This is a genomic window from Bacteroides zoogleoformans, from assembly GCF_002998435.1.
Classification (GTDB): domain Bacteria; phylum Bacteroidota; class Bacteroidia; order Bacteroidales; family Bacteroidaceae; genus Bacteroides; species Bacteroides zoogleoformans.
Genome location: NZ_CP027231.1, coordinates 1,569,550 through 1,590,882 on the forward strand (window position 1 = coordinate 1,569,550; position 21,333 = coordinate 1,590,882).

General features: G+C 44.9%; 15 protein-coding genes and 2 tRNA genes. 3 read left to right on the forward strand and 14 right to left on the reverse strand.

Going from position 1 to position 21,333, the window contains the following annotated elements:
- Window positions 1–44: 44 nt before the first annotated feature.
- The 10 genes from C4H11_RS06705 to C4H11_RS06750 form a co-directional block, all read right to left on the reverse strand.
- Complete coding sequence (locus tag C4H11_RS06705; protein ID WP_106040974.1) at window positions 45–1,364, reverse strand: alpha amylase family protein; 1,320 nt, start codon at window positions 1,362–1,364, stop codon at window positions 45–47.
- A gap of 491 nt (window positions 1,365–1,855) precedes the next feature.
- Window positions 1,856–3,529 (reverse strand): DUF5018 domain-containing protein, encoded by a 1,674-nt coding sequence (locus C4H11_RS06710; RefSeq protein ID WP_106043198.1) that lies wholly within the window; start codon window positions 3,527–3,529, stop codon window positions 1,856–1,858.
- A gap of 23 nt (window positions 3,530–3,552) precedes the next feature.
- Window positions 3,553–5,184 carry a RagB/SusD family nutrient uptake outer membrane protein gene (locus tag C4H11_RS06715; protein WP_106040975.1) on the reverse strand — a complete coding sequence of 544 codons (1,632 nt, stop codon included), beginning with the start codon at window positions 5,182–5,184 and terminating at the stop codon, window positions 3,553–3,555.
- A 12-nt stretch (window positions 5,185–5,196) separates the two neighbouring features.
- Window positions 5,197–8,343, reverse strand: coding sequence for a SusC/RagA family TonB-linked outer membrane protein (locus C4H11_RS06720; protein WP_106040976.1), 3,147 nt, complete (start codon window positions 8,341–8,343; stop codon window positions 5,197–5,199).
- A 24-nt stretch (window positions 8,344–8,367) separates the two neighbouring features.
- The gene (locus C4H11_RS06725) at window positions 8,368–9,435 is read right to left on the reverse strand and encodes a DUF4434 domain-containing protein (protein ID WP_106040977.1); all 1,068 of its coding nucleotides are present in this window, start codon (window positions 9,433–9,435) and stop codon (window positions 8,368–8,370) included.
- 18 nt (window positions 9,436–9,453) lie between these two features.
- The gene (locus C4H11_RS06730) at window positions 9,454–10,617 is read right to left on the reverse strand and encodes an AGE family epimerase/isomerase (RefSeq protein ID WP_106043200.1); all 1,164 of its coding nucleotides are present in this window, start codon (window positions 10,615–10,617) and stop codon (window positions 9,454–9,456) included.
- A 35-nt stretch (window positions 10,618–10,652) separates the two neighbouring features.
- On the reverse strand, window positions 10,653–12,050 hold the full coding sequence (locus C4H11_RS06735; RefSeq protein WP_106040978.1) for a sugar porter family MFS transporter: 1,398 nt from the start codon (window positions 12,048–12,050) through the stop codon (window positions 10,653–10,655).
- 5 nt (window positions 12,051–12,055) lie between these two features.
- Window positions 12,056–13,159 carry a DUF4434 domain-containing protein gene (locus C4H11_RS06740; protein ID WP_106040979.1) on the reverse strand — a complete coding sequence of 368 codons (1,104 nt, stop codon included), beginning with the start codon at window positions 13,157–13,159 and terminating at the stop codon, window positions 12,056–12,058.
- A gap of 43 nt (window positions 13,160–13,202) precedes the next feature.
- On the reverse strand, window positions 13,203–15,080 hold the full coding sequence (locus C4H11_RS06745; protein ID WP_106040980.1) for an FAD-dependent oxidoreductase: 1,878 nt from the start codon (window positions 15,078–15,080) through the stop codon (window positions 13,203–13,205).
- A gap of 480 nt (window positions 15,081–15,560) precedes the next feature.
- Entirely contained in the window at window positions 15,561–17,228 is a 1,668-nt protein-coding gene (locus tag C4H11_RS06750; RefSeq protein ID WP_106040981.1) for a S41 family peptidase, read from the reverse strand.
- A gap of 219 nt (window positions 17,229–17,447) precedes the next feature.
- On the opposite strand from C4H11_RS06750, the gene C4H11_RS06760 reads away from it, so the two are divergent.
- Window positions 17,448–17,521 (forward strand) — tRNA-Asn (locus C4H11_RS06760).
- A 22-nt stretch (window positions 17,522–17,543) separates the two neighbouring features.
- Window positions 17,544–17,617 (forward strand) — tRNA-Asn (locus tag C4H11_RS06765).
- 42 nt (window positions 17,618–17,659) lie between these two features.
- Here the strand turns inward: C4H11_RS06765 and C4H11_RS06770 are convergent.
- The 4 genes from C4H11_RS06770 to C4H11_RS06785 form a co-directional block, all read right to left on the reverse strand.
- Window positions 17,660–18,364 (reverse strand): ComF family protein, encoded by a 705-nt coding sequence (locus C4H11_RS06770; protein WP_106043202.1) that lies wholly within the window; start codon window positions 18,362–18,364, stop codon window positions 17,660–17,662.
- 28 nt (window positions 18,365–18,392) lie between these two features.
- Window positions 18,393–19,196, reverse strand: coding sequence for an inositol monophosphatase family protein (locus C4H11_RS06775; protein ID WP_106040982.1), 804 nt, complete (start codon window positions 19,194–19,196; stop codon window positions 18,393–18,395).
- Window positions 19,197–19,504: 308 nt separating this feature from the next.
- Window positions 19,505–19,759 carry a hypothetical protein gene (locus C4H11_RS06780; RefSeq protein ID WP_205729986.1) on the reverse strand — a complete coding sequence of 85 codons (255 nt, stop codon included), beginning with the start codon at window positions 19,757–19,759 and terminating at the stop codon, window positions 19,505–19,507.
- Window positions 19,760–19,864: 105 nt separating this feature from the next.
- Window positions 19,865–20,359 carry a 3'-5' exonuclease gene (locus tag C4H11_RS06785; protein ID WP_106040983.1) on the reverse strand — a complete coding sequence of 165 codons (495 nt, stop codon included), beginning with the start codon at window positions 20,357–20,359 and terminating at the stop codon, window positions 19,865–19,867.
- Between the two features lie 351 nt (window positions 20,360–20,710).
- Here C4H11_RS06785 and C4H11_RS06790 point away from each other — a divergent pair, with 351 nt between their 5' ends.
- Window positions 20,711–21,241 carry an NUDIX domain-containing protein gene (locus C4H11_RS06790; protein WP_106040984.1) on the forward strand — a complete coding sequence of 177 codons (531 nt, stop codon included), beginning with the start codon at window positions 20,711–20,713 and terminating at the stop codon, window positions 21,239–21,241.
- Window positions 21,242–21,333: the final 92 nt, after the last annotated feature.

The following is a 21,333-nucleotide window of genomic DNA, read 5'->3' on the forward strand; positions in this document are numbered from 1 at the left end:
TCTTTAAACTTAATATAATTTTACTGCGAGCAAAGCCTCTCGGATTACTTGGTGGCTCGCTCGATTCCTTGCTTGGCATACTGCCACTGTCCGGCCTTCTTCAGATGAATCATGTCGAAGAGAAAATAACCGTCGCATACATCCATGCAAGCCTTCACGGACTGCACGATGGCTTGATTCTCTTGCTCCGGAGAAGCTTTATTGTCCGTATCCCAGTTTCCCACATCGGGTCCGCCGGCTACGATGGGACATTTGCCCGCCGTCTTTTCCTTGGCCAGCGAACAGAATCCTGCCATTGTCCACTCTGTAGTGCCGAACACTTTCAACGGAGAAGCATACGCCCCAATCAACATCTGATCCATATGCTCGGCGTAGCCATAATTCTTATACTTAGGAGTGGCCCATTTATAGTGGCGTGAAGGGTCGTAAGAAGATGAAGCCCAGTTTACTCCTACATCATAATAGGTAGAATACCAACCTCCTACATAAACTCCGAACTTTATCCGGCTGTTGACACTCTTCACAGCCGCACGTGCTTTCTGCATAAAATCGCAGATAACTTTTGCCCGAAACTCCAACCACTTCATCAGGTATTGCGGATAAGCGGAGGGCAGCGAAGAAGCTCCCGAAGCCAAAATATCATCGGGATAGTTCTGAATCTTCACACCACCCAGATAAGCCTCGAATTGCTTCCGAGTCACATCCGAGAAATCGGAAGTGAGACCCAAAAAGCGTCCGCGGTCCAGGAATATGCCGTCCAGGTCATACTTGGCCAAGTCTTTCAACAGGTTACAAAGAAAGGTTTGCACATCAGGATGAGCAGGATTGAAGAACTTGGTGCTCTCACCTGTATTCATCACACTGACAATACCGGTTTTCAGATTGAGCCGTGTGGCCCAGCCGGCTTTAGAAGCCTCCCGGAAGAGCAAGCCCGTACCGCCGTTTATGGTATTACCTCCCACAAAAGTATTGATGGCGGCATGAACTTTCAAGTTTTGTTTGCGAGCCTCATCGACAAAAGCTTGGAGATAATCCCATGTGGCTGTACGTTCCACCTTGGTGTAAGCGGGGCCTATCCAGGCATATAAATATTTCACCTGATCCACTGCATCTGTCTTGAACAGCACATCGCCCGTAGTAGGGCGGACATCTACCACAATATCCGTAAATCCCGCATCTTTGGCCAGTGCCAAGTCGCGTGAAATGTTTTCTTTACTGTTGGCAAAATCAGGAAAATTGGCTGCTGCATCAATCCATATATAACGAGGCTTAGCCGCATTCGGATTCTCAACCGGCTTATTTCCGCCACCACCTTCTCCCGTGCCCTCTTCCCAATAATCTTTAGAAGTATGGCTACAGGACATGAAAAGACAAACAACACACAGACAGATTGACGTTTTTAGTAAAAACAGAATGGTTTTCATAGAAATATTTCTTTTTATGATATTTCAATGCATGCTCAAGGCAATGCGGTTACGCTCATAACCAACCCGGGGCGATATAAATTTCACGACAATAATACTTCACAAATCAGACCTTCGGCTTTATCTGAAAATCAACGAGATACGATTATACTAAAAACTCTCCCGATTTTTAGTAATTTCTCCCCGAATTTTTAGTAAAAATCCCCTGAGTTTTTAGTAAAAATCCGGTGAACTTTTAGTAAAAACAAAACCGGAGTTCTTCATGAAGACTTTTTTAGACACAAAATTCTTACACAGAGGCATGAATAGGGAGTCTGACTGAAGCGACAGTCAGTGCGTCTTTATATCGAACTTTCAGAGGGTTACTATAATGAAAGGCCTGTGCCTGAAACACACAGGCCTTTCATCTTTTCTATAAGCAGCATCCCGGCCTACATATCCATGCAGTCGCAACGGATACAGCCCAGATAACCATTGGTGAACATAAAGTATATATACAGGTAGTATCCATCGGGAGATACCCTCAAGGCTACGTCACCGGTACCATTCGCATTCTGTACACCTAAAGCATTACCACCGTAGTTTCCAAAGATTTTTAATCCATTGTCTCCAAAATCAAGAGGTTCATTCCCCAATGTTCCTCCTGCGATATCGAACAGATAGATTGTATCGTCCTTGCCCCAAGTAAAGCTGTTCACTGAATTGGAGAGTACATAGGCAACCTTATTGAATACGGCATAGTCCACTGCATTCTGAATCCAGTTAGGACTGATTTCGCGTCCTGTGGATTTTATTTCATTCGTAGCGCCATCGAACCATGAAAGTCCTCGCGGTGTAGAATAATAAGAAGCGAAGTAATCACTGGCAGGATCTGACGGATTGGAATAAATGACGTCAGCGTTGAAGCCCCATGACCCTAATCCTTTGGCAATAACCAAATCGGGCGTCTGTGATTTCAAACTGCCACCCACTACTTGCCAACGTGCAAACTGGCCGCTCGTGCCATAATAGGGAGCAGTAATAATGGCATCGCCATCCAAACTGCCGATGACAGAAAGCTTTCTTCCCATAGCGGAAGTGACGGGGAACTCGATGTATTTTTCAGGAGTGCCGTTTACGCCTTTCACTCTCCATACGGTAAATGCAGCTCCACCTCCCGGAGTGAGATTCGTAAAGAGGATATTGTTGGCATCATCAGCCGTAACATAGAAGTTTGTCAGATTGCCCGCAAACTGGCTGATATTGATGCTTCCTGCATTCTCTCCCGTTTTGGCGTTCACATAGATAGCTTGGGCGTTGCCTCGCTCATTAAGCACCACATAATCATCTGTGACCGCAATACCCGTAGTGAGGTGTTTGGAAGTAATTCCTATGTCCGTCAACTTTCTTGCCCACAGAAGTTTGGCACTGCTTGCTCTCATACCGGCCGCTAACTTTTCCGGTATCTCCTTTGTCACCGTATATACAGCCTTGGTGGTGCCATTCTGGGCGGTAACCGTAAGCTGGACATTTTCGTCATAGTTCAAAGGCACTACCATGGGATTGGGAGAAATCGTCGCTCCATGCGACAGCGTCACTTCAGCCAATACTTCGCCTATATTTTCAAATGCGACCAACGAGATTTTCTTCGCTTCTTCGTTGATAATACCCGATAAGCCTACGCTGGGCAGTTCGAACTTAGTAATGGCACAAGCGTTGCTTTTACGGATTTCGGGAACCACTTTGTAATCGGCGCTTCCCTTAAGACCTTTTACTGTGATTGTATTTTCATGCGTCATATCCATGTAAAGCAGTGAAGGAGTGACATATACATTGTTGTCCACATAGGCCCTTACACGCATCTTCTTCAAGGCGGAAACCTGAAGGACATTATCCGATAGACGGGGATAATTATAAGGGAAAACCACCGTGATGACACGCGTATCATGATTGATTTCACTCTCAAAGCTGTTCTCGTCACTGTCATCATCCGCAAACGATGCTATCAAATTATTTATTCCACTCCGTCCCACAGTAGCGGGGTCCAACTCCTCAGGACTTTGACATGCACCTATACTTAGTATAAGTACAATGAGGGAAATTGCTGATAATATTTTATTCTTCATTATTGTTCTGAATTTTAGTTCTGTCATTTCCATTCATCATATTGCTCTATCAAGGAATTGTTCTTCAACTCTTCCACAGGCACCGGAAGCACATATAACTTCTGAGAGAATTTACGGTCCTGATAGTCGCAGTCAATATATTCATAAGTTCCGTTGGCTATTTTGAGACCATGGCAACGGTAATTATTGTACTCTATATGAGCCAATTTCCAGCGACGCATATCCCAAAACAGATGTCCTTCATAGGATAATTCCACCTTACGTTCGTTTCTATAATCGGCAAACCATGCTTCACCCGAGGAGTTCTTTCCCGGCAAGTTCACACTTTTACGAGCACGCACACGATTCATCAAAACACGAGCCTCTTCCGCTTTATTCAGACGATAAGCGGCTTCCGCCTTATTCAGCAATACTTCTGCAAAACGTATTTCCACCCAAGTCTGCGAACTCTTCACACTGTTCACGTCTATCAACTTTTCATCCAACAGCTTACGCAAGAAATAGCCGGTAGTTGTCTTACCATACGAATAAGACTGTTCGCGATAAGGCATAAATTCTCCATTCTTACCGCCCACGCTGCAATCCATCACTTTCCCTTTCCACCTGGCTCCACGATAGAGTACGGTAGCGGCAAAGCGAGGTTCCAACTTGTCATAGGGAGGAGCTGCAGAAGTCGTTCCATGCCAAGGTGTCCAATCTACTTTTTTCCCGTCCTTATCTTCATAACATTCTACCATCTCCTGCGTAGGAGTGCCTAATGCTCCAAACTCATAACCGTCGCATTTAGGCACATAGTATTGGTCAAACGTATGATTGGGGCCGCTGTTCTTGTCGTAGGCAAACTCTAAAATCGATTCTTTGTTATTGCCCTTCCATGCGTTAGAATATTCATCTTCCAAGTCATACAGGTTCAGTTTCTCCACCTCGGCAGCCGCATCATAAGCATCTTGCCAGCGCTCTGCATACAACATGACACGTGATAACATGGCATAAGCGGCACCTTTAGTCACACGACCCTTATTCTCGGTATCCCATTTGTCGGGCAGATTGTCTGCGGCAAACTTCAAATCGCGATAGATAAAATCCCATGTCTCGGAAGCAGAGCTGCGCGCCTTATCATTCCCTTCAGGCAATTTATCATAAAGAATCACTCCTCCATGACGCTTTGCCAGTTGGAAATAAACAAATCCGCGGAAAAACCTTGCCTGAGCTTCCCACTTCAGGTTCTTTTCTTCCGAGAAGGTGGAATATTTACGCTGCATATCTAAGAACTGATTAATCTGGCGGATATTTCCGTAAGCCAAACCTCCGCTCCATACATTGTAAATACAACCATCAGGAGTAATGGCGTCCGGATTAACCACATAGTTATTGGAATGTCCCGCACGATCGCCCAAAGCCACTGAACCGTACTTAAAAGCATCCGTCAAACTCTCGGTCAAGGAGCCGTGAAACTGTGCCGTACCAAACTGCCCGTACTTATGAAGAAAGGTATAGAAGGCGTTAAGGTTCATATTCACATACGCTTCATCTTGCCAAACAATTTCATCGCTTACATTGGATGTTTGCTTCACACCATCCAACCAATCGTTGCATCCACTGGAAATGAGTACCAATGTCAATGCCAATGATATATTTATGAATAATCTTTTCATATACTTTCAGTTTTAGAATGTTAGTTTTATCCCCATCGTATAAGTCTTTTGTTGCGGATAGTACCCATTATTCACGGCAGGAGATTCAGGGTCAATGTTATACTTCGTCAGTCCGCTAAAAGTCAACAGGTTATACCCCTCGACATAAAGTCTCAGATTTTGGATACCTGCCGGAGCCAGCCACTGTTTGGGGAAATTATACCCTACCTGTATCGTCTTCAGACGCAGGTAATCACCGTTTCTATACCATAAGGTCGAAGAGAACGCATTGTTGGAGCTGACATTGTCAATCTCCAGGCGCGGGAACTCCGCATTCAAGTTATCCGGTCTCCAAGAATTCTCTACCAAAAAGACCGGAGAGTTTCCTCCGTGATAGAAAGGTTTGGTATAAGAGGTATTATCCATGATACCTTCTGAGCCTGATGCCGTATATTGTCCTGTCAGCGCTACCGAGTTGTCCAATCCCCATGAGAACAGCATATCGAAATCAAAGCCTTTCCAGTTTCCAAAAAGATTCAACGAACCCGTATGTTTAGGAGTGGCACTCTTTCCGACATACCCCATATCCTGTTCATACGTTATCACGCCATCGCCATTACGGTCTACATACTTAATGTATCCCGGTCTCACCGACTTACCCGGAATGGTGGGTGAGTTCTTTATATCCGCGTCGTCACGGAACAGTCCATTGGCTATAAAGCCTCTCTTTACACCGATTTGTTTGCCTGTGAGGCGCTGGTATTCGGGAGCATTCTCCGAATCGCCTACATATTTCAGCCAACGTCCGTATGCATACGACCAAATCAGCTTAGCTCCATAATTGAATTTTCCGATATGCCCGTGATGGGTCAGAGTGGTCTCGAAGCCCTTGTAATCACATTCATTCACATTGGCCGACGAGAAATAATACCCTCCTCTTGAAGGAGAGAAAGCACCCGTTACGGTAGACAGCTTGTCGTACTCATACTTGTAGAACACATCAAATTCCACTCCCAACAAACCGTTCCACATGGTGGCATCCACACCGATGTTATAATTCAGGCATTGTGCCCACGTCAAGTTCGGGTTACCTAATGTCGCGGCATAGAGCATACTTTGACTGACACCTCCTATGATGACGCTGTTTTTATTGATTCCCATCGTGTTTCTCCATTGGAAGGGGCTAACTCCGCTTGTAGCGGTTTTGCCTACACCGGCTCTCAACTTCAGGTTGTCTACCCAAGGAGCATGGAACCAGCTCTCATTATTGATGCGCCATGCCAACGAAACGCCCGGCAAGGTGACCCAACGTTTATTCATTCCGCCAAACAGATAGCTTCCGTCGCGACGGAACGAAACTTCCGCATAATAGCGATTGTCGTAATTATAATTGATACGGCCCACAAAGCCCGCAATGCGTGTATGTCCGCTATAGCCGTTGATAACAGGATATTTGGTCGATCCGTTTCCCGTTTGGTTCGTAATCTGATTCAGTTCGTCCAACTGAACGAAATCCAGTCCATAACCGGTACCGCCCAGCGCATTGCTCTTATTTTCTCGTGTCTCTGCCAGCAGCATGGCTCCTATGGTGTGTGCTCCGAACTTATTGTCATAATTCACACTGGTTTGTGTGGTAAAAGAATAGCCGCGGGCAGCAGATTCCGTCAAGCTGACTGAACCCGAACGCGGGTCGTACTGCTTCGTATAAGTCAGTTCTTTCGTAGAAGCATTCGGCAAGTTCATAAGAGCCAGCTGATAATAGTTATGCATCGATTTGCTGAAAGTATAAGTCAAGTCATAAGCACCTTGAAACTTTGCGCTCAACCCTTTCAACCAAGGAGCATCGTACTTCAAGCTAAAGTTGGACTGGATATAAGAATAATTAGATCTTGCATACCCGGCTTCATTCATGGAAGCCAGCGGAGCCACCGGCGAAGAGGCGGTAGGAGTAGCGACCTGATACTGCTTGCCTCCGATGGTTTGCGAATCTTGCGCATAAGGCAAGGCACGAATAATCTGCTGAGGGATATTATGCCAAGCGTTGGGGTCAGCGGAATATACCGGAGCATCGCGTTTCTCCACGCGCCCGGATACACCCAACTGGAAAGTCAGGCTGTTTGTCAGTTTCGCATCGATGTTCGAGCGCAGATTCAAACGTTCATAGTCAAAATGGTCGATATTTCCATCCTCTTTCAGGTAACCGAGAGAAGCAAAGAATTTCACGCGTTCACTACCGCCGGAGGCTGATATGTTATGGTGCGTGCGGGTTCCTGTACCGAATATCTTGTCATACCAATTGGTGTTTCCCCAGCCATTGGTCCCGTTTCTCATATTCTTCACCATTTCCGCATTAAAGATAGGCTGATCGCCCTGCAACTCACGGGCCTTGTTATGCCAGTAAGCATACCCGGGGCCATCCAGCCATTCCTGCTGTTCCGCATTCTGGCTCCAGCCATACGAACCGGTATAAGTTATGGACATCTTGTCCGCATTGCCTTTCTTAGTCGTAACAATAAATACTCCGTTGGCGTCCAGACCATAAACAGCCACAGCCGAAGCGTCTTTCAAGATAGAAACAGACTCTATTTCGTTCGGGTCGAGTCCGTTGAAGTCCGCCGAAGTCCTACGGATACCGTCAATCACATATACGATGCCGCTCTGTCCGCGCATGGTCAACGTAGCATTATCGGCACCCGGCTGGCCACTGCTCTGCACAGCAGCCACACCGGCCACACGTGCACCAACCACATTACTGAGACTCATAGTGGGCGCCTTTAACAGCTCCTTATCCGATACCGTTGAGATGGCACTGGTCAGGCTGCCACGCTTTTGCGTACCGTAACCCACAACGACCACTTCGTCCAACGAAGCCACATCGTCTCTCAAAGTGATGGTAATAAAAGATTGTCCGCCTACCTTCACTTCTTCTGATCTCATACCGATAAACGACACAATCAATATATCACGGCTTTTAGCATTAATGCTAAACCCGCCTTCAATGTTTGTAATCGTCCCTACAGTAGAGCCTTTCACTTGGATAGAGGCACCGGGAAGAGGTTCTCCCTGACTGTCCTTTACTGTTCCTTTTATCACGCTTTGTGCAGCGACATTCATTGCACACATCAACGCAATAAACAACGAGGTTAAAAACCTCAGATTCCATCTGATTCTTTTTTTCATCGCATTACATTATTAGAATTAGGTTTATAAAAAGTGTTCACAATATCTATGATACAAATGCCCCGCTTGCAAATAGGCGGAATTCGGACTCATGAAATGCGAGAACTCAAAAGTGATGGCATTCTCCATTCCCGCTCTGCGAGCCGCATCTAACTTCAAAAGCAGTTTTTCCCACTTAATGGGAAGAAAACGAATAGGCATATCACGATCAAAAGACTCGATGTTTGTCCAGCAGTGCATACCGTATCTGTCAGCCAGTTTCTTATTGACGACCAAATAGTCGTATAGTTCATGATAATCTACCTGTCCATCCTGAAAAGCCAGAATATCGACCGCACCTTTCACATTGTCCAATATCTCGTCCCACTCCTCTTCATGCTCCTTTACCGAAAGGGCTTTATCACCCGCCATCACCTGATCGGTTTTCACGCCATGAATATAAGGAGAAACCAGAGTGGTCAGTCCTCCGGATACCTCTTTGGCATGCTTTCCTACCTCAGCATATATTTTGGACATATTCCTGGTGCGCCGACTGATTTCCTGCGACAAATACCAGCCCTTAAACGAGCGATGATGACCATACTTCTTCCAGACCTCATCTATCAGTGCCATGTTCAGGTCTATCTCTTTCTGGAAAAGACCTTCTTGCCAATATTTACCGGAATCGTACATCCCAAAATAGAAAGCCATACCATGCTTGTCGGCAAGTGTCAGAAACATCTCGACTAAGTCCACGGGAGGATAGTAAACATCTTCCCTCTCAAGCAAACAACGATAGGGTGCTGAAATCCATTTTCCAAGCCCTGCCCTGATAAGTACCACGGTATTGATACCCATCTGCTTCATAGCCTTGAAGTCAGCGTTCCATTCACGAACTCCCCAGTTCTGATGAGGGATATCCCAACTTACTTCATCCAAAAAAGTAGCCCGAATAGGCATTCCTTTCAAGACATCCTGTGTGGCAAAACTCGGGAAGTTTTCTTCTTCCACTTTGGAGCCTTTATCCAAAGAGCAAGCTGTCAATAACTTGCTCCCGGCTAACATGGAACAAGAAGCAAGCGCCACTTTCAAGAAATTACGTCGTCCATTCATTGTTATAGTTTTAATACGTTAAAGTGTCTCTAATACCTGCCAACACTGGAATAATCCTCTGGGCACATGAAAACAACCTTTCCATTTGCCTCCCTTCAAAGGAAGCAAGACTTCACCTCTACGATTCAGATAGCCGTACCATTCAGAATACTCGGTATCTTTAAAATGGCTCCATGTGTAGTCGTGTATCTTCTCGAACCATTCCAAACAGTTTTCATCACCGGTCAACTGATAACCTTTAATCATGGAGATTAATGTTTCGATGTGTACCCACCATAGTTTTTGATCCCATTCCAACTGCTGAGGAGGAAAGCCCTTGCGATCCATAAAGTAGTAGATGCCGCCGAACTCTTTGTCCCATCCATATTCCAGCATCTTCAGAGCCGTATCTTTGGCTTTTTCTATCAGCTCAGGAAGATTCAAGCGTTTACCTAAATCCATAATAAACCACATAGCCTCAATAGCATGCCCCGGAGTGACTTGGCGCCCCTCAAAACAATCTACCAAACTGTTGTCCTCGTTTAGATTCTCTACGATGATGCCTCCCAACTCAGGACGAAGAAAAACTTCCATTACCTCATGAATACAGGTATCCATTGTCTTCATCAAGAAATCTTCATCCAACAGGTGTTCTATTTCCAAAGCCAGATTGCAGAGAATCATCGGCAGGGCAAAACCTTTCAGATTACGCGTACCGGGATGCTGTTTGTTCCATTTCCCTTTAGGGTTGTTCACCTTAGAAAGAATGATGTCGAAAGTCTTTCTGGCAATCTCTGCATACTCCTGATTTCCGGTAGCAAGATTCAATTGGCCGAAAGCCATCGTAGCAAAAGTATAGGAGAAGATGTTATAAGGCTCCACTAACGGATGCCCCTCACGGTCTAAAGAAAAATACCAGTTGTAATGGCCATCATGCCCATATTTCTTCAAGAACTCTCCACCTTGTATGGCACAATCCAGCCACTCCTGCTTCTTCTCTACCTTGTTATAAAGCATGGAGAACAACCAGACTTCCCGGCCTTGGAGCCAGATAAATTTATCCGTATCAAAGACCTTTCCATCACGATTCAAACACGTAAAATAGCCTCCACACTCTTTATCTTGAGAATTTTCAAGCCAAAAGGGAAGTACATTACCCAACAATTCATTCTTATATTGGGCTGCTAATTCTCTAAAATTCACCATTGCAATATCTGTTTAAAATTAAGGTCGATTTATCAGTTTTTCCAGTAAGTCTCAATTTCTTCCAAAGACTTACCGGTTGTTTCCGGAACCAATTTCCAAACAATAAGTATATAAGGCACACACATGAAAGCGAACAGAAAGAATGTTCCTGAGGGAGTAAGGTTCTGAAGCATCCAAGGGGTTAACTGCCCGATTAAATAAGTACCAATCCAAAGAGAGAAGCCTGCAATTGACATAGCCAGCCCGCGAACTTTCGTTGGATACATCTCTGAAAGAAGAACCCAAATGACTGCACAAATGGATATGGCACAGCAAAACACATAAAAGAGGAAAAATACCAGCAAGAAATAGGCGGGAATCTGTAGAACCTCTCCATAACAGAAATAGAACCCGATTAACAGCAACGAGACAATCATACCTGACACGCCATAATATACCAGCCTTTTACGTCCAACCCGATCTATGATAAACAATGCCAACACCGTGGTAAGCATATTGACTCCTCCTACCAGCACTTGATAGAATAGAGAGTCTCCACCGGAGATTCCCGCATTCTCAAAAATAGAAGGGCCGTAATAGAGCACAGCATTTACTCCCATAAACTGTCCTAAGATGGCTATGGATGCTCCTATCAGAACGGCTTTCCGGATACCCGGATTCAGCAGAACACGCCACTCCGACTTTGTATCAGAGGCTATCGCGCTTTTCGTTTCATTCAACTGTACCATTGCCTGCATGGTAGAATCATAAATCCGGCCCAATATTTTTTGAGCTTTCTGTTCCTCTCCTTTCAAAATCAGCCAGCGGGGACTCTCAGGAACAAAAAGGATAGTCAACAAAAAGAAGACGGCCGGCAGAGCTTCTATGCCCAACATTCCTCTCCAGACTTCTGAAATGAAAATCTTGCCGAACCATCCTGTTCCTGCCATCACCTGCCCGTCCGCCCAGTTCATCAATTGGAAATTGCATAGATAAGCTCCTAAAAAGCCTACAGTCACAGCCAACTGATATAAAGAGACCAATCGCCCCCGATATTCAGCCACAGCAATCTCGGAAATATATAGTGGAGAGATGATGGAAACAACGCCTATACCCACTCCACCAATAATACGATAAACCACCAGTTGCTCAAAATTCAGGCACAAAGCACAACCCACAGCCGACACAGAGAACAATACCGACGAAAACAGCATGGTCTTTTTCCGACCGAAATAATCGCCCAGCACCCCCGCAAAAGCCACTCCTGCAATAGAGCCAACCAAGGCACACCCTACATACCACCCTTGTTCCACCACATCCAGACGGAACAATTGAGAGACCATGGTGATGGTACCGGAGATTACCGCCGTGTCATACCCGAAAAGGAAACCACCCAATGCAGCAACAAAGGATAGAAAAACCATGTACCCCATATTTACACCCTGCTTCATGACACCTACTTTATTTCAAAATATTCTTTATACCTGTCATACAAATGTCCTGCTTGCAGATAGGCTGACTGAGGACTCATGAAGTGAGAGAACTCAAATGTTATGGCTTTATCATAACCGGCACGCTTGGCCGCTTCCAACTTCAAGCGTAGCTTATCGAACTTAATAGGCAGAAACCTGATGGGCATGTCTCTGTCAAAACTTTCAGCATTGGTCCAGCATTGCATTCCATACTTATCCGCCAATTTCTTATTCACCGTAAAGAAGCTATCTAATTCATCATAATCGATATGCCCGTCCTGAAAAGCACAAGCATCTACCACATCGTGAATCCCGTCAAAGATTTCATTCCATTCTCTTTCGTGCTCTTCTACAGATACCGCCTCATCTTTGGTAAGCTTACCCCCACTTGCCATAACAGCCTTCTTGCCGTCAATCCATGGAGAAATAAAGGTAGGCAACCCATTAGATACCTCCTTGCATTGTTTCCCCATCGAGTGGAAAGCCTCTATCGCTCCTTTCGTTGCACGACTTATTTCACCACTGATATACCATCCGCCAAAACTACCGTACTTGCTGCCGTATTGTTGCCATACCTCATCAATCACATACTTGTTATCCTCTATCTCCCAACTCAAATCGCCAGTATCCCAATAGCGCCCGGAGTCATACAAACCAAAATAAAACTTCATACCATGTTTCTCGGCCAATCGCAGATACATGTCCAACAAATCTACCGAGGGCATGTAACACCCTTTACCTAACAAATACTTTGAGGGATAAGTGATGAACTTCCGATAACCCGAGCGAATCATGATAACGGTATCAATGCCTATCCGCTTCATATGTTGGAAATCCAAATCCCACTCTTTCTCACCCCAATTTTGATGAGGGATATCATGTGAAATCTCGTCCAGAAAAGTTCCGGTGATTTTCAAGCCCTGATTCTTGGGAACAATCAGTTTTCCGGTAAATTCACCGGCGACTGCCGATTCTGCCGTTTCTTTATTCTGCCTTTCCCCACATCCCAGTAAGGAAGGCGCCACCAAAGCCGAAGCTCCAGCAATCGTAGCTTTCTTTAAAAAACTTCTTCTACTATTCATTTCCATAAGTTCTTACGTTTTGAGTTACATTATATCCTTTAAAATCAACCTATTGAATAAACTGTCCCTTGATGTCTATCTCCTTATTATTGAAAGGATCCAGCAGCTGATCTATTAACACTGCCATTTCTCCTCTCAATATAGCACGTTTCAAATCAAAGTTCTTCATCCCGAATTCTTGCCACACCTGCTCTGCCCGCTTCATCATATTCCCTTTCAGGTTCTCCTCAACTGCTACTTTACGAATAATTTCAACAGCCTCTTCCACGGTGACCGGTGTATCTCCTCTCCGAGAAAGATTTACATGGGGATACACATCCGATAAGCCCTGCAATTCTGATGCAAGGAGCAAAGTATCGGCCCGCAACCAGGTTTGATTACTCCATTTCACATTGCGTCCCACTCCTTTTAGAATACCCGTAGAGCCGATTCGTTGGTAAGACTTGAACCGGATATCCTCTGCCGGAACATCCAAATAGGGCATTAGATAACCTTTAGCATCCAATATCGCCTTCTGTACACTCCTTACTCCCACCTCACTCACCTTCTTTTGTTGCATCACCGACAAAGCCGCCAATGCGCCTGCTGCCTGTCCTATCTGCAAAACAACCGGCTGCAGGCGGGTGGTTCCATTCGCTATGTTAGAGACAGAAATGGATTTCTCTGCTACGATTAAACCTTCTACCTCTTGAGGTATCAGTGCGCCCAAAGGCAAGCCAAACGAAGGAATGGGATGAAAATACAAATTAGGCAACTCTTCATAACCATGGTAACGTGTGTGGTGGTGATCAACCGGATAATCCCCGACAGCAATGCTTGTGCGATACAACGGTTCCACCTGCGTATAAGGATGTGTAATATGGTTCAAAGTAAAGCGTACCAGACCATGTATACGCCGTGACTCCCGGTGATAGGGAATAAAAGGAAGTCTATCTGTCGTGGGATACTCATCGTCGGCAAGTCCTAATGTTTTATAGCCGAGTTCATGTTGCATGAAATAGACGAAGCACAAGGTATAGTGTTTGGCATATTCCAGTGCTTTCTTTCGCTCTTCAGGAGTCATCTCTACTAAATTGATGTAGTAATCATTACCCTCTATCGGCCAATTTATCATATACTTATTATTAGGAAGCCTTCCATAGGTCAGCATCATCTCTTTAGACCAAACGCGGTCCGGCTCTTTAGGGGTAATGCAGATTGGATTTGCACATGCACAAGCAAACTCTTTCGGGTCATACCCCTCCGGTTGTGAAATAGTGACATCTTTTCCATAATCTTTAAGAATTGCTACATAGGTGATATCCTGCACGATATTATTCCCCTTTTCAGGAGCAATATCTTCATTGGTATCGCTGCGACTTTCCATACCTATATCATACTTCACACCACACAACTTTGCCACATCCCCAAGTTCGGTTGCATCAATCAACACCTTGGCACGAACTGTCTTCAGCCCCTTATCCTTGGTTTGCACAACTGCCAACCAACATTCACCTTCTCGTTTGAGGTCCTTTAAAGTGGCTTGTTTCCAGACTGACAGATTTTTCTCTGCCTGCGTCATTTCGTGTAGAACAGCATTACCTGCCGATGGCTCAAAAAGCAGATTGCTGACCCAGCCTGTACGCATCGCATCAAGGCCTCCATAATAGTCAGACAAGCGATTTTTTAATTCTCCCCAAAGTCCGGCAGGCAGATTGTAATTTCCATCAATGGCGCTGACACCTGCAGCGGTAAGCATTCCTCCCAACCACTCGGTTTCTTCTATAATTAGCGCCTTAACCCCCATTCTTGCCGCCTGAATGCCGGAAGTCACTCCACTGGCACCACCGCCCACCACGAGTACATCTATTTGATTATCCTGCGCATCATCATAAGGTATAAAAGACGTAAACAGAATGCTTAAACAAGCTATAAGGAAAGACTTCATAATATAGATTTTTTATTATTTATGCGGTTAATTTCACTTTCGAACAACGCAAATATACATATATTTTTTTATTAAACAAGAAATATTTAATAAAAAAACAGCCAAATAAATAAATTGAACAGAAATATTTAATTATAAAAGGTCGGAAACACACAGAAAAGAAAACAGGAAAAAGCTTTCAAGCTCCATTTTATAAATTATTGCTTTATTGGCAAACACATGGTTCACTTAAAAAAAAGAAATAGATACCCCAAATACAAGTTGCCATGATATGAACATTTTAGACTTATCATAACAAAATCAGCGAGATAATATCTCGCTGATTGATTATATTATGTAAGAGACAACTACTTCAGAAGAGCTCTTTTGATTTTATTTCAGCCTCCTTCCGGGAATTATTTAGAGAAATTTTATCTGTTTTTCGGAGAGACATAGCGGGTCATATGACAAAGGGAAACAGACAAAAAACCGAAAACAAATTCAGAAGGAGCTCAGCATCTCTTTATACTTTGCCGGGGCAGTCAGAATTTTCACCGCCTCCTTCAAGTCATTATCGTCTTTCAACTGTTCAATGATACTGCCACGCTGATAATAATAACGTTTTACGATTTCTATGGCAATCATCGCTTTTATCTCTTTAGAGAAATGGTCGAGGTCGCGATCCAAATTGTGTTTCAGTTTTTGTTCCAAGGCTTTAAACTCTTCCGAAGCATCCTTCAGATAACCTTCAAACTCTGCCATCTCTTTCAAGTTCTTCAGTATCTTCTCTGTCTGCTGGTCATACTTAAAGTCAGTCTTTTTCACCATTGCTTTAAAATCGGCATAGTCAGCATCCGTGACTTTGAACTTCTCCGGTGCAGGAATCGCGGTGTGTTCTCGACAATACTCCGTGGCATAATCGAATATCAAATTATCATTGACCAGATAATAAAGAATATTAGGCAATTTATCCTGCTTCACCGTTATGTCCGGAGTCACCCCACCACCGTCGCGCACTTCACGGCCGGCAACCGTATGAAATACAGTCGTCAGACTATCCGGTATGCGTCCTACACTGCCATCCTCATTCCGATGCTTGTAATCTATGGCTTGCACACAACGCCCGCTGGGGATGTAGTACTTCGACGTGGTCAGTTTTATCGTACCTCCGTACGGCAACGGACGGGTGGTTTGCACCAAGCCTTTGCCGAAAGTCCGGTTACCGATGACGACCGCACGGTCAAGATCCTGCAAAGAGCCCGCAAGTATCTCTGAAGAAGAAGCCGTACCTCCGTTGACAAGAACTGCCAGGGGTATTTCCAAATCCAATGGTTCACGCAAGGTTTTATAAGTGCTGCCGGCTTGTCTCATCTTACCTTTTGTCGTCACAAGAGTCTTGCCGCGAGGCAAGAAGAAGTTGGCTATCTCGATAGACTCTTCCAGCAAGCCGCCACCATTATTTCGCAAGTCAATCACCAGAGAAGTAATCCCTTTTTTCTTCAAGTCCAGAAAAGCCTGTTTGAATTCTCTGGAAGGATTTCCGGAGAAAGTGCTCAGGTTGATGTAGCCAATGTGGTTATCCAACATCGTATAGTAAGGAATAAACGGCAGTTGGATGGAACGACGGACAATATCGAACTCCAGCAACTTCTCCACACCCGGACGTTGCACTTTCAGCTTGAAACTCGTGCCAACCTGACCGCGAAGCATCTCGCTTACCTCCTGATTGTTTTTTCCGGCAAGGTCTTTCCCATCAATTTCCATCAGGATATCTCCCGCCTTCAAACCCACATTGGCCGCCGGCATATTCTCATAAGGTTCCGCAATCATGGAACGTTTCAACTTTGCATTCCATGTGATGATGGAGCCTATGCCGCCATAAGAGTTTTTCAACATCTGTTCCAACTCGCTCTGATCATCCTCCGGATAGTACGCCGTATAAGGATCCAAGGAATAGAGCATGGCGTCAATGCCCTCCCGAATGGTCTTGTCCGGATTAATGGTATCCACATAGAACATATCCAACTCTTTCACGATAGAATTGAACACATCCAGATTCTTGGCTATTTTAAAATTGTGACTGTCGCCACTCTTGAAACTAAGAAAACAGACAGCCCCTGCCACAAGAAGCAGAGCAGCCATCCGGCGTATTTGTAAAAAATTCCTCATATTCGCTAATCGTTGACTATCATTATTTCTTCTCTAACCTTTTCCCGTTGAACAGCCGAAAGCTCCGTCTCCGGCACTTGTATCACAATATACCGACACATCCGATACGGCGTTGCCTGACCCTATTATTTTATCCATCAGTGATATTTTTTTCGCAAAGATATTGCATATTTCAAAATATCCTATTACTTTTGCACCGCATTTAAGGAAATGCAACACTCTTCCTTAGCTCAGTCGGTTAGAGCATCTGACTGTTAATCAGAGGGTCCTTGGTTCAAGTCCAAGAGGAAGAGCAAAAGTCCTTGAATGCAACATTCTTCCTTAGCTCAGTCGGTTAGAGCATCTGACTGTTAATCAGAGGGTCCTTGGTTCAAGTCCAAGAGGAAGAGCGAAAAAGGTTCGTCATTGTGGCGAACCTTTTTTCATACCGTTTACGAATCGGCCACTGCCAATGTCAAGATACTGAATCGAATACCTTCCACATCTTTGAAGGCATCGGCACAAGCCGTGACAGTGGCGCCGGTAGTCAGCACATCATCTACAATCAACACATGCTTTCCGGCAAAATGCTCCGGGCGATGCAGGCAGAAAATCCCATCCACATTCTCCCAACGTTCATAAGCAGACTTGCGTGTCTGTGTCTCGGTATGCTTCCTGCGCGATACTGAGGAGACATCAACAGGAATATCTGTCACATGGGATATGCCACGGGCGATGCACTCGCTCTGATTATATCCGCGCGACTTCTGCTTACGAGGATGCAAAGGTACGGGAAGTATGACGTTTACGTCCCGAAAGAAATCGACAGACAGCAACTCCGCCGCCATAAAACGCCCCATAGTTTCGCCCAAATCCTGCCGTCCGCCATACTTCAGCCGATGCAGGATATGACGAAAATCACTACCTTTGCGATAATAAAAGAAAGAGGAAGCACGCACCAGAGGTATTTTTCCCCAAAACATGCGCTCCACAGGATTGTCCGCATGAAGATGAAAGTCAGTCCGTGGCATGTCAATGTTGCACCTCATGCAAATGCCCTCTTCCCCCTCTTGTAAGGAGTTTCCGCATACCGCACACCGACATGGGAAAAACAACCGTACAAAAGAATCAATCCAAGTTTTAAGTATATCCCTCATTTCGTCGAAATTCAAGCGGCCGGTATGCCTACATATTAAGCGGTGGAACTTCTTGTACCAATTTCACGAATAAGGGATGCAGAGGCCCGTTGGTGGCAATGATGTGATGTTCATCCATGAAATGCTCATTGCCATAGAAATCGGTCACTTTACCACCCGCCTCCAGCACCATGAGGGCAGCCGCCGAGAAGTCCCACTTGCCGATGAAAGCCTCCAGCCAAGCATCGAAGCGTCCGGCAGCCACATAGCAAAGGGCCAGAGCCGCCGAACCGTTCATGCGAATGCCGGCCACCTTTCCATATAGCTCGCGTATCAAATGTTCACCCGTACGGGCATATTGTTCAAAATTGTAGGGCAGTTCAGCAACAATAAAGGCTTCTTCTGCTTTTTCGATGGCCGAAACACGCATCTCCTCCCCGTTCACATAGGATCCTCCTCCCTTCCAAGCATAAAAACACTCATCCCGGCACGGCTCATAGACTACCCCCAGAAGGAGGGAATGTTTATCACGCAAAGCAATGCTGACGCAATAAGGAGCGTTGTCATGGATATAATTCGTGGTTCCATCCAAAGGGTCTATCACCCAGCAATAAGGTTCATCGCGATAAACGGCAGAACCCTCTTCCGCAATAAACCCCGCATCGGGCATAAGCTGCCCGAGTGCGGCCACTATCCGTTTTTCCGATTCTTTGTCCACATAAGACACATAATCGTGTGCACGTTTCTCCTCCACCACTTCCCTATGGAAATTCTTCCGTTCCTCCTTCAGAAAATGTCCCGCTTCGCGAGCTATGCGACATACAGCCTCTGTCAGTATTCTCAAATCCTCCATATTTTTCACTCAATTATTTTCTATCTACAAAATTATATAGAAAAATCGAGTTTTCTATATAATTTTGTGTCTCCACATGAGCGCGTTTACAAAATTATTGCATCCATAGAGGGATTGGACACCGGCGTAGTCCTTTCAGGCTGAAGAGGAAAGTAAAAAACTTTATTAGCCCGGACGACAAAATACTTGTCGCCTAAAGAGACTTATGGGAAAAGTTTACGAGCTATAATATAACCAACGGAATACGAATCGGTTAAATATGGATATATCACCAAATTTACAGATACTTATAATTCATCGAACTCACGTTATTTTACCTTACGCGAGACTTTTCTTTCTCCTTCTTTTTGAACAGTCAAGTATTCCTTGACAGTTGACTTTTGCTCCAGTTCGCCCTCCCTAAAAACATTACCGACATGCAGACTTACATTCTGTTTGGTTGTTTGAAAAAGCTCCACCATCTGAGCCTGAGTCAGCCACACTGTCTCGTTCTCCATACGGACATCCACCTGTGTCTGCCCGTCTTCAGACTGGTATATGATGATTTGATTATTCGAGTCCATAGCCCATTTTTTTTAAATAATGACCTTAGTTCATTGTTGGTTGCTTCCATCATTTTATTCTTAAATGACCGTTCCATGCGGTGAGTATTTCGCTTCATCAAAAACTCACTTGAAAATCTGCATCGCAATCCATGCGCAAGCCTCGGCATCGGACAGGGCATGATGATGCTGTTCCAATCGATAACCGCAGCAGGCCGCCACCGTGTGCAGCTGATAATTCGGCAGTCCCCTGATGACACGGCGTGCCGCTTGCAATGTACAATGAAAGTCATAATCGGGATAATCCATGCAATATACCCGGAAAACAGCCTTCAGGCAACTTTCATCAAAGGCTTTGTTGTGCGCCACCAACGGTAATCCCTCAATGCGCGGAGCTATCTCTTGCCAGACCGACGGAAAGAGCGGTGCATGCGCCGTATCAGCCTGCGTCAGCCCATGCACACGCGTGTTCCAATAAGTATAATATTCCGGTTCGGGACGAATGAGACTATAATAGCTGTCCGTCAATTCCCCATCCCGCACAACCACCACTCCTACGCTGCACACGCTGCAACGCTGTTCGTTAGCCGTTTCAAAATCAATTGCGGCAAAATTTTCCATATTTTAAAAACTTCATGCCAAAAATAGTCAGAAAAATCCATCCGTACAGCAAAATGAACTGCAAAAAATAAAAAAGAAGAAGTCTTTTTTATCCCTGCGGTTTGCCATATCTTTTTCCTCAAAATTATACTAATACAATAGTTATTTGATATGCTATGTTACAAATATGAATGGATTCTTGGCAAATAAAATGCAATGAAAGAATGGTCCTAACAATAGAAAACGTTTCGTTTTATTGTGAATAGCCCATAGAGTTTATCCGAATTTTCTTTAGATAGAAAAATTAGCCATATCTTTGCGAAAAGAAGTAATTACTTATTTCACTTTCTATCAGATAAAGAACAGAACATAATGGAACATCCCCTTTCTCAATTCCGGTATTGTCCGAAGTGCGGTTCCGCCCGGTTCGAGATTCACAACGGCAAGTCAAAACGATGTGCCGACTGCGGTTTTGTCTACTACTTCAACTCTTCGGCCGCCACAGTGGCGTTCATTCTGAACGAACAGAACGAGCTTCTTGTATGCCGTCGCGCCAAAGAGCCGGCCAAAGGCACGCTGGACCTGCCCGGCGGTTTTATCGACATGGCAGAAACGGGTGAAGAAGGTGTCGCCCGCGAAGTAAAGGAAGAGACAGGCATGACGGTGACAGATGCACAATACCTCTTCTCACTACCCAACATCTACGTTTATTCCGGTTTTTCCGTACACACGCTGGATATGTTTTTTCTGTGTAAAGTGACCGACACACAACATTTCAAGGCGATGGACGATGCCGCAGAACTTTTCTTCCTCCCATTGAAAGACATACGGCCGGAAGAGTTCGGACTACATTCCATCCGAAAAGGAGTGAAGAAGTTCATCGACGAATATGCCTCAGACTGATGCATCCCCACTGCAAATCCGTATCAAAGCCGTGTCAAAGCCGTATTTTCTCCGTATCTATATAGACGGAGCAGAAACCGGGGAGGCACAGC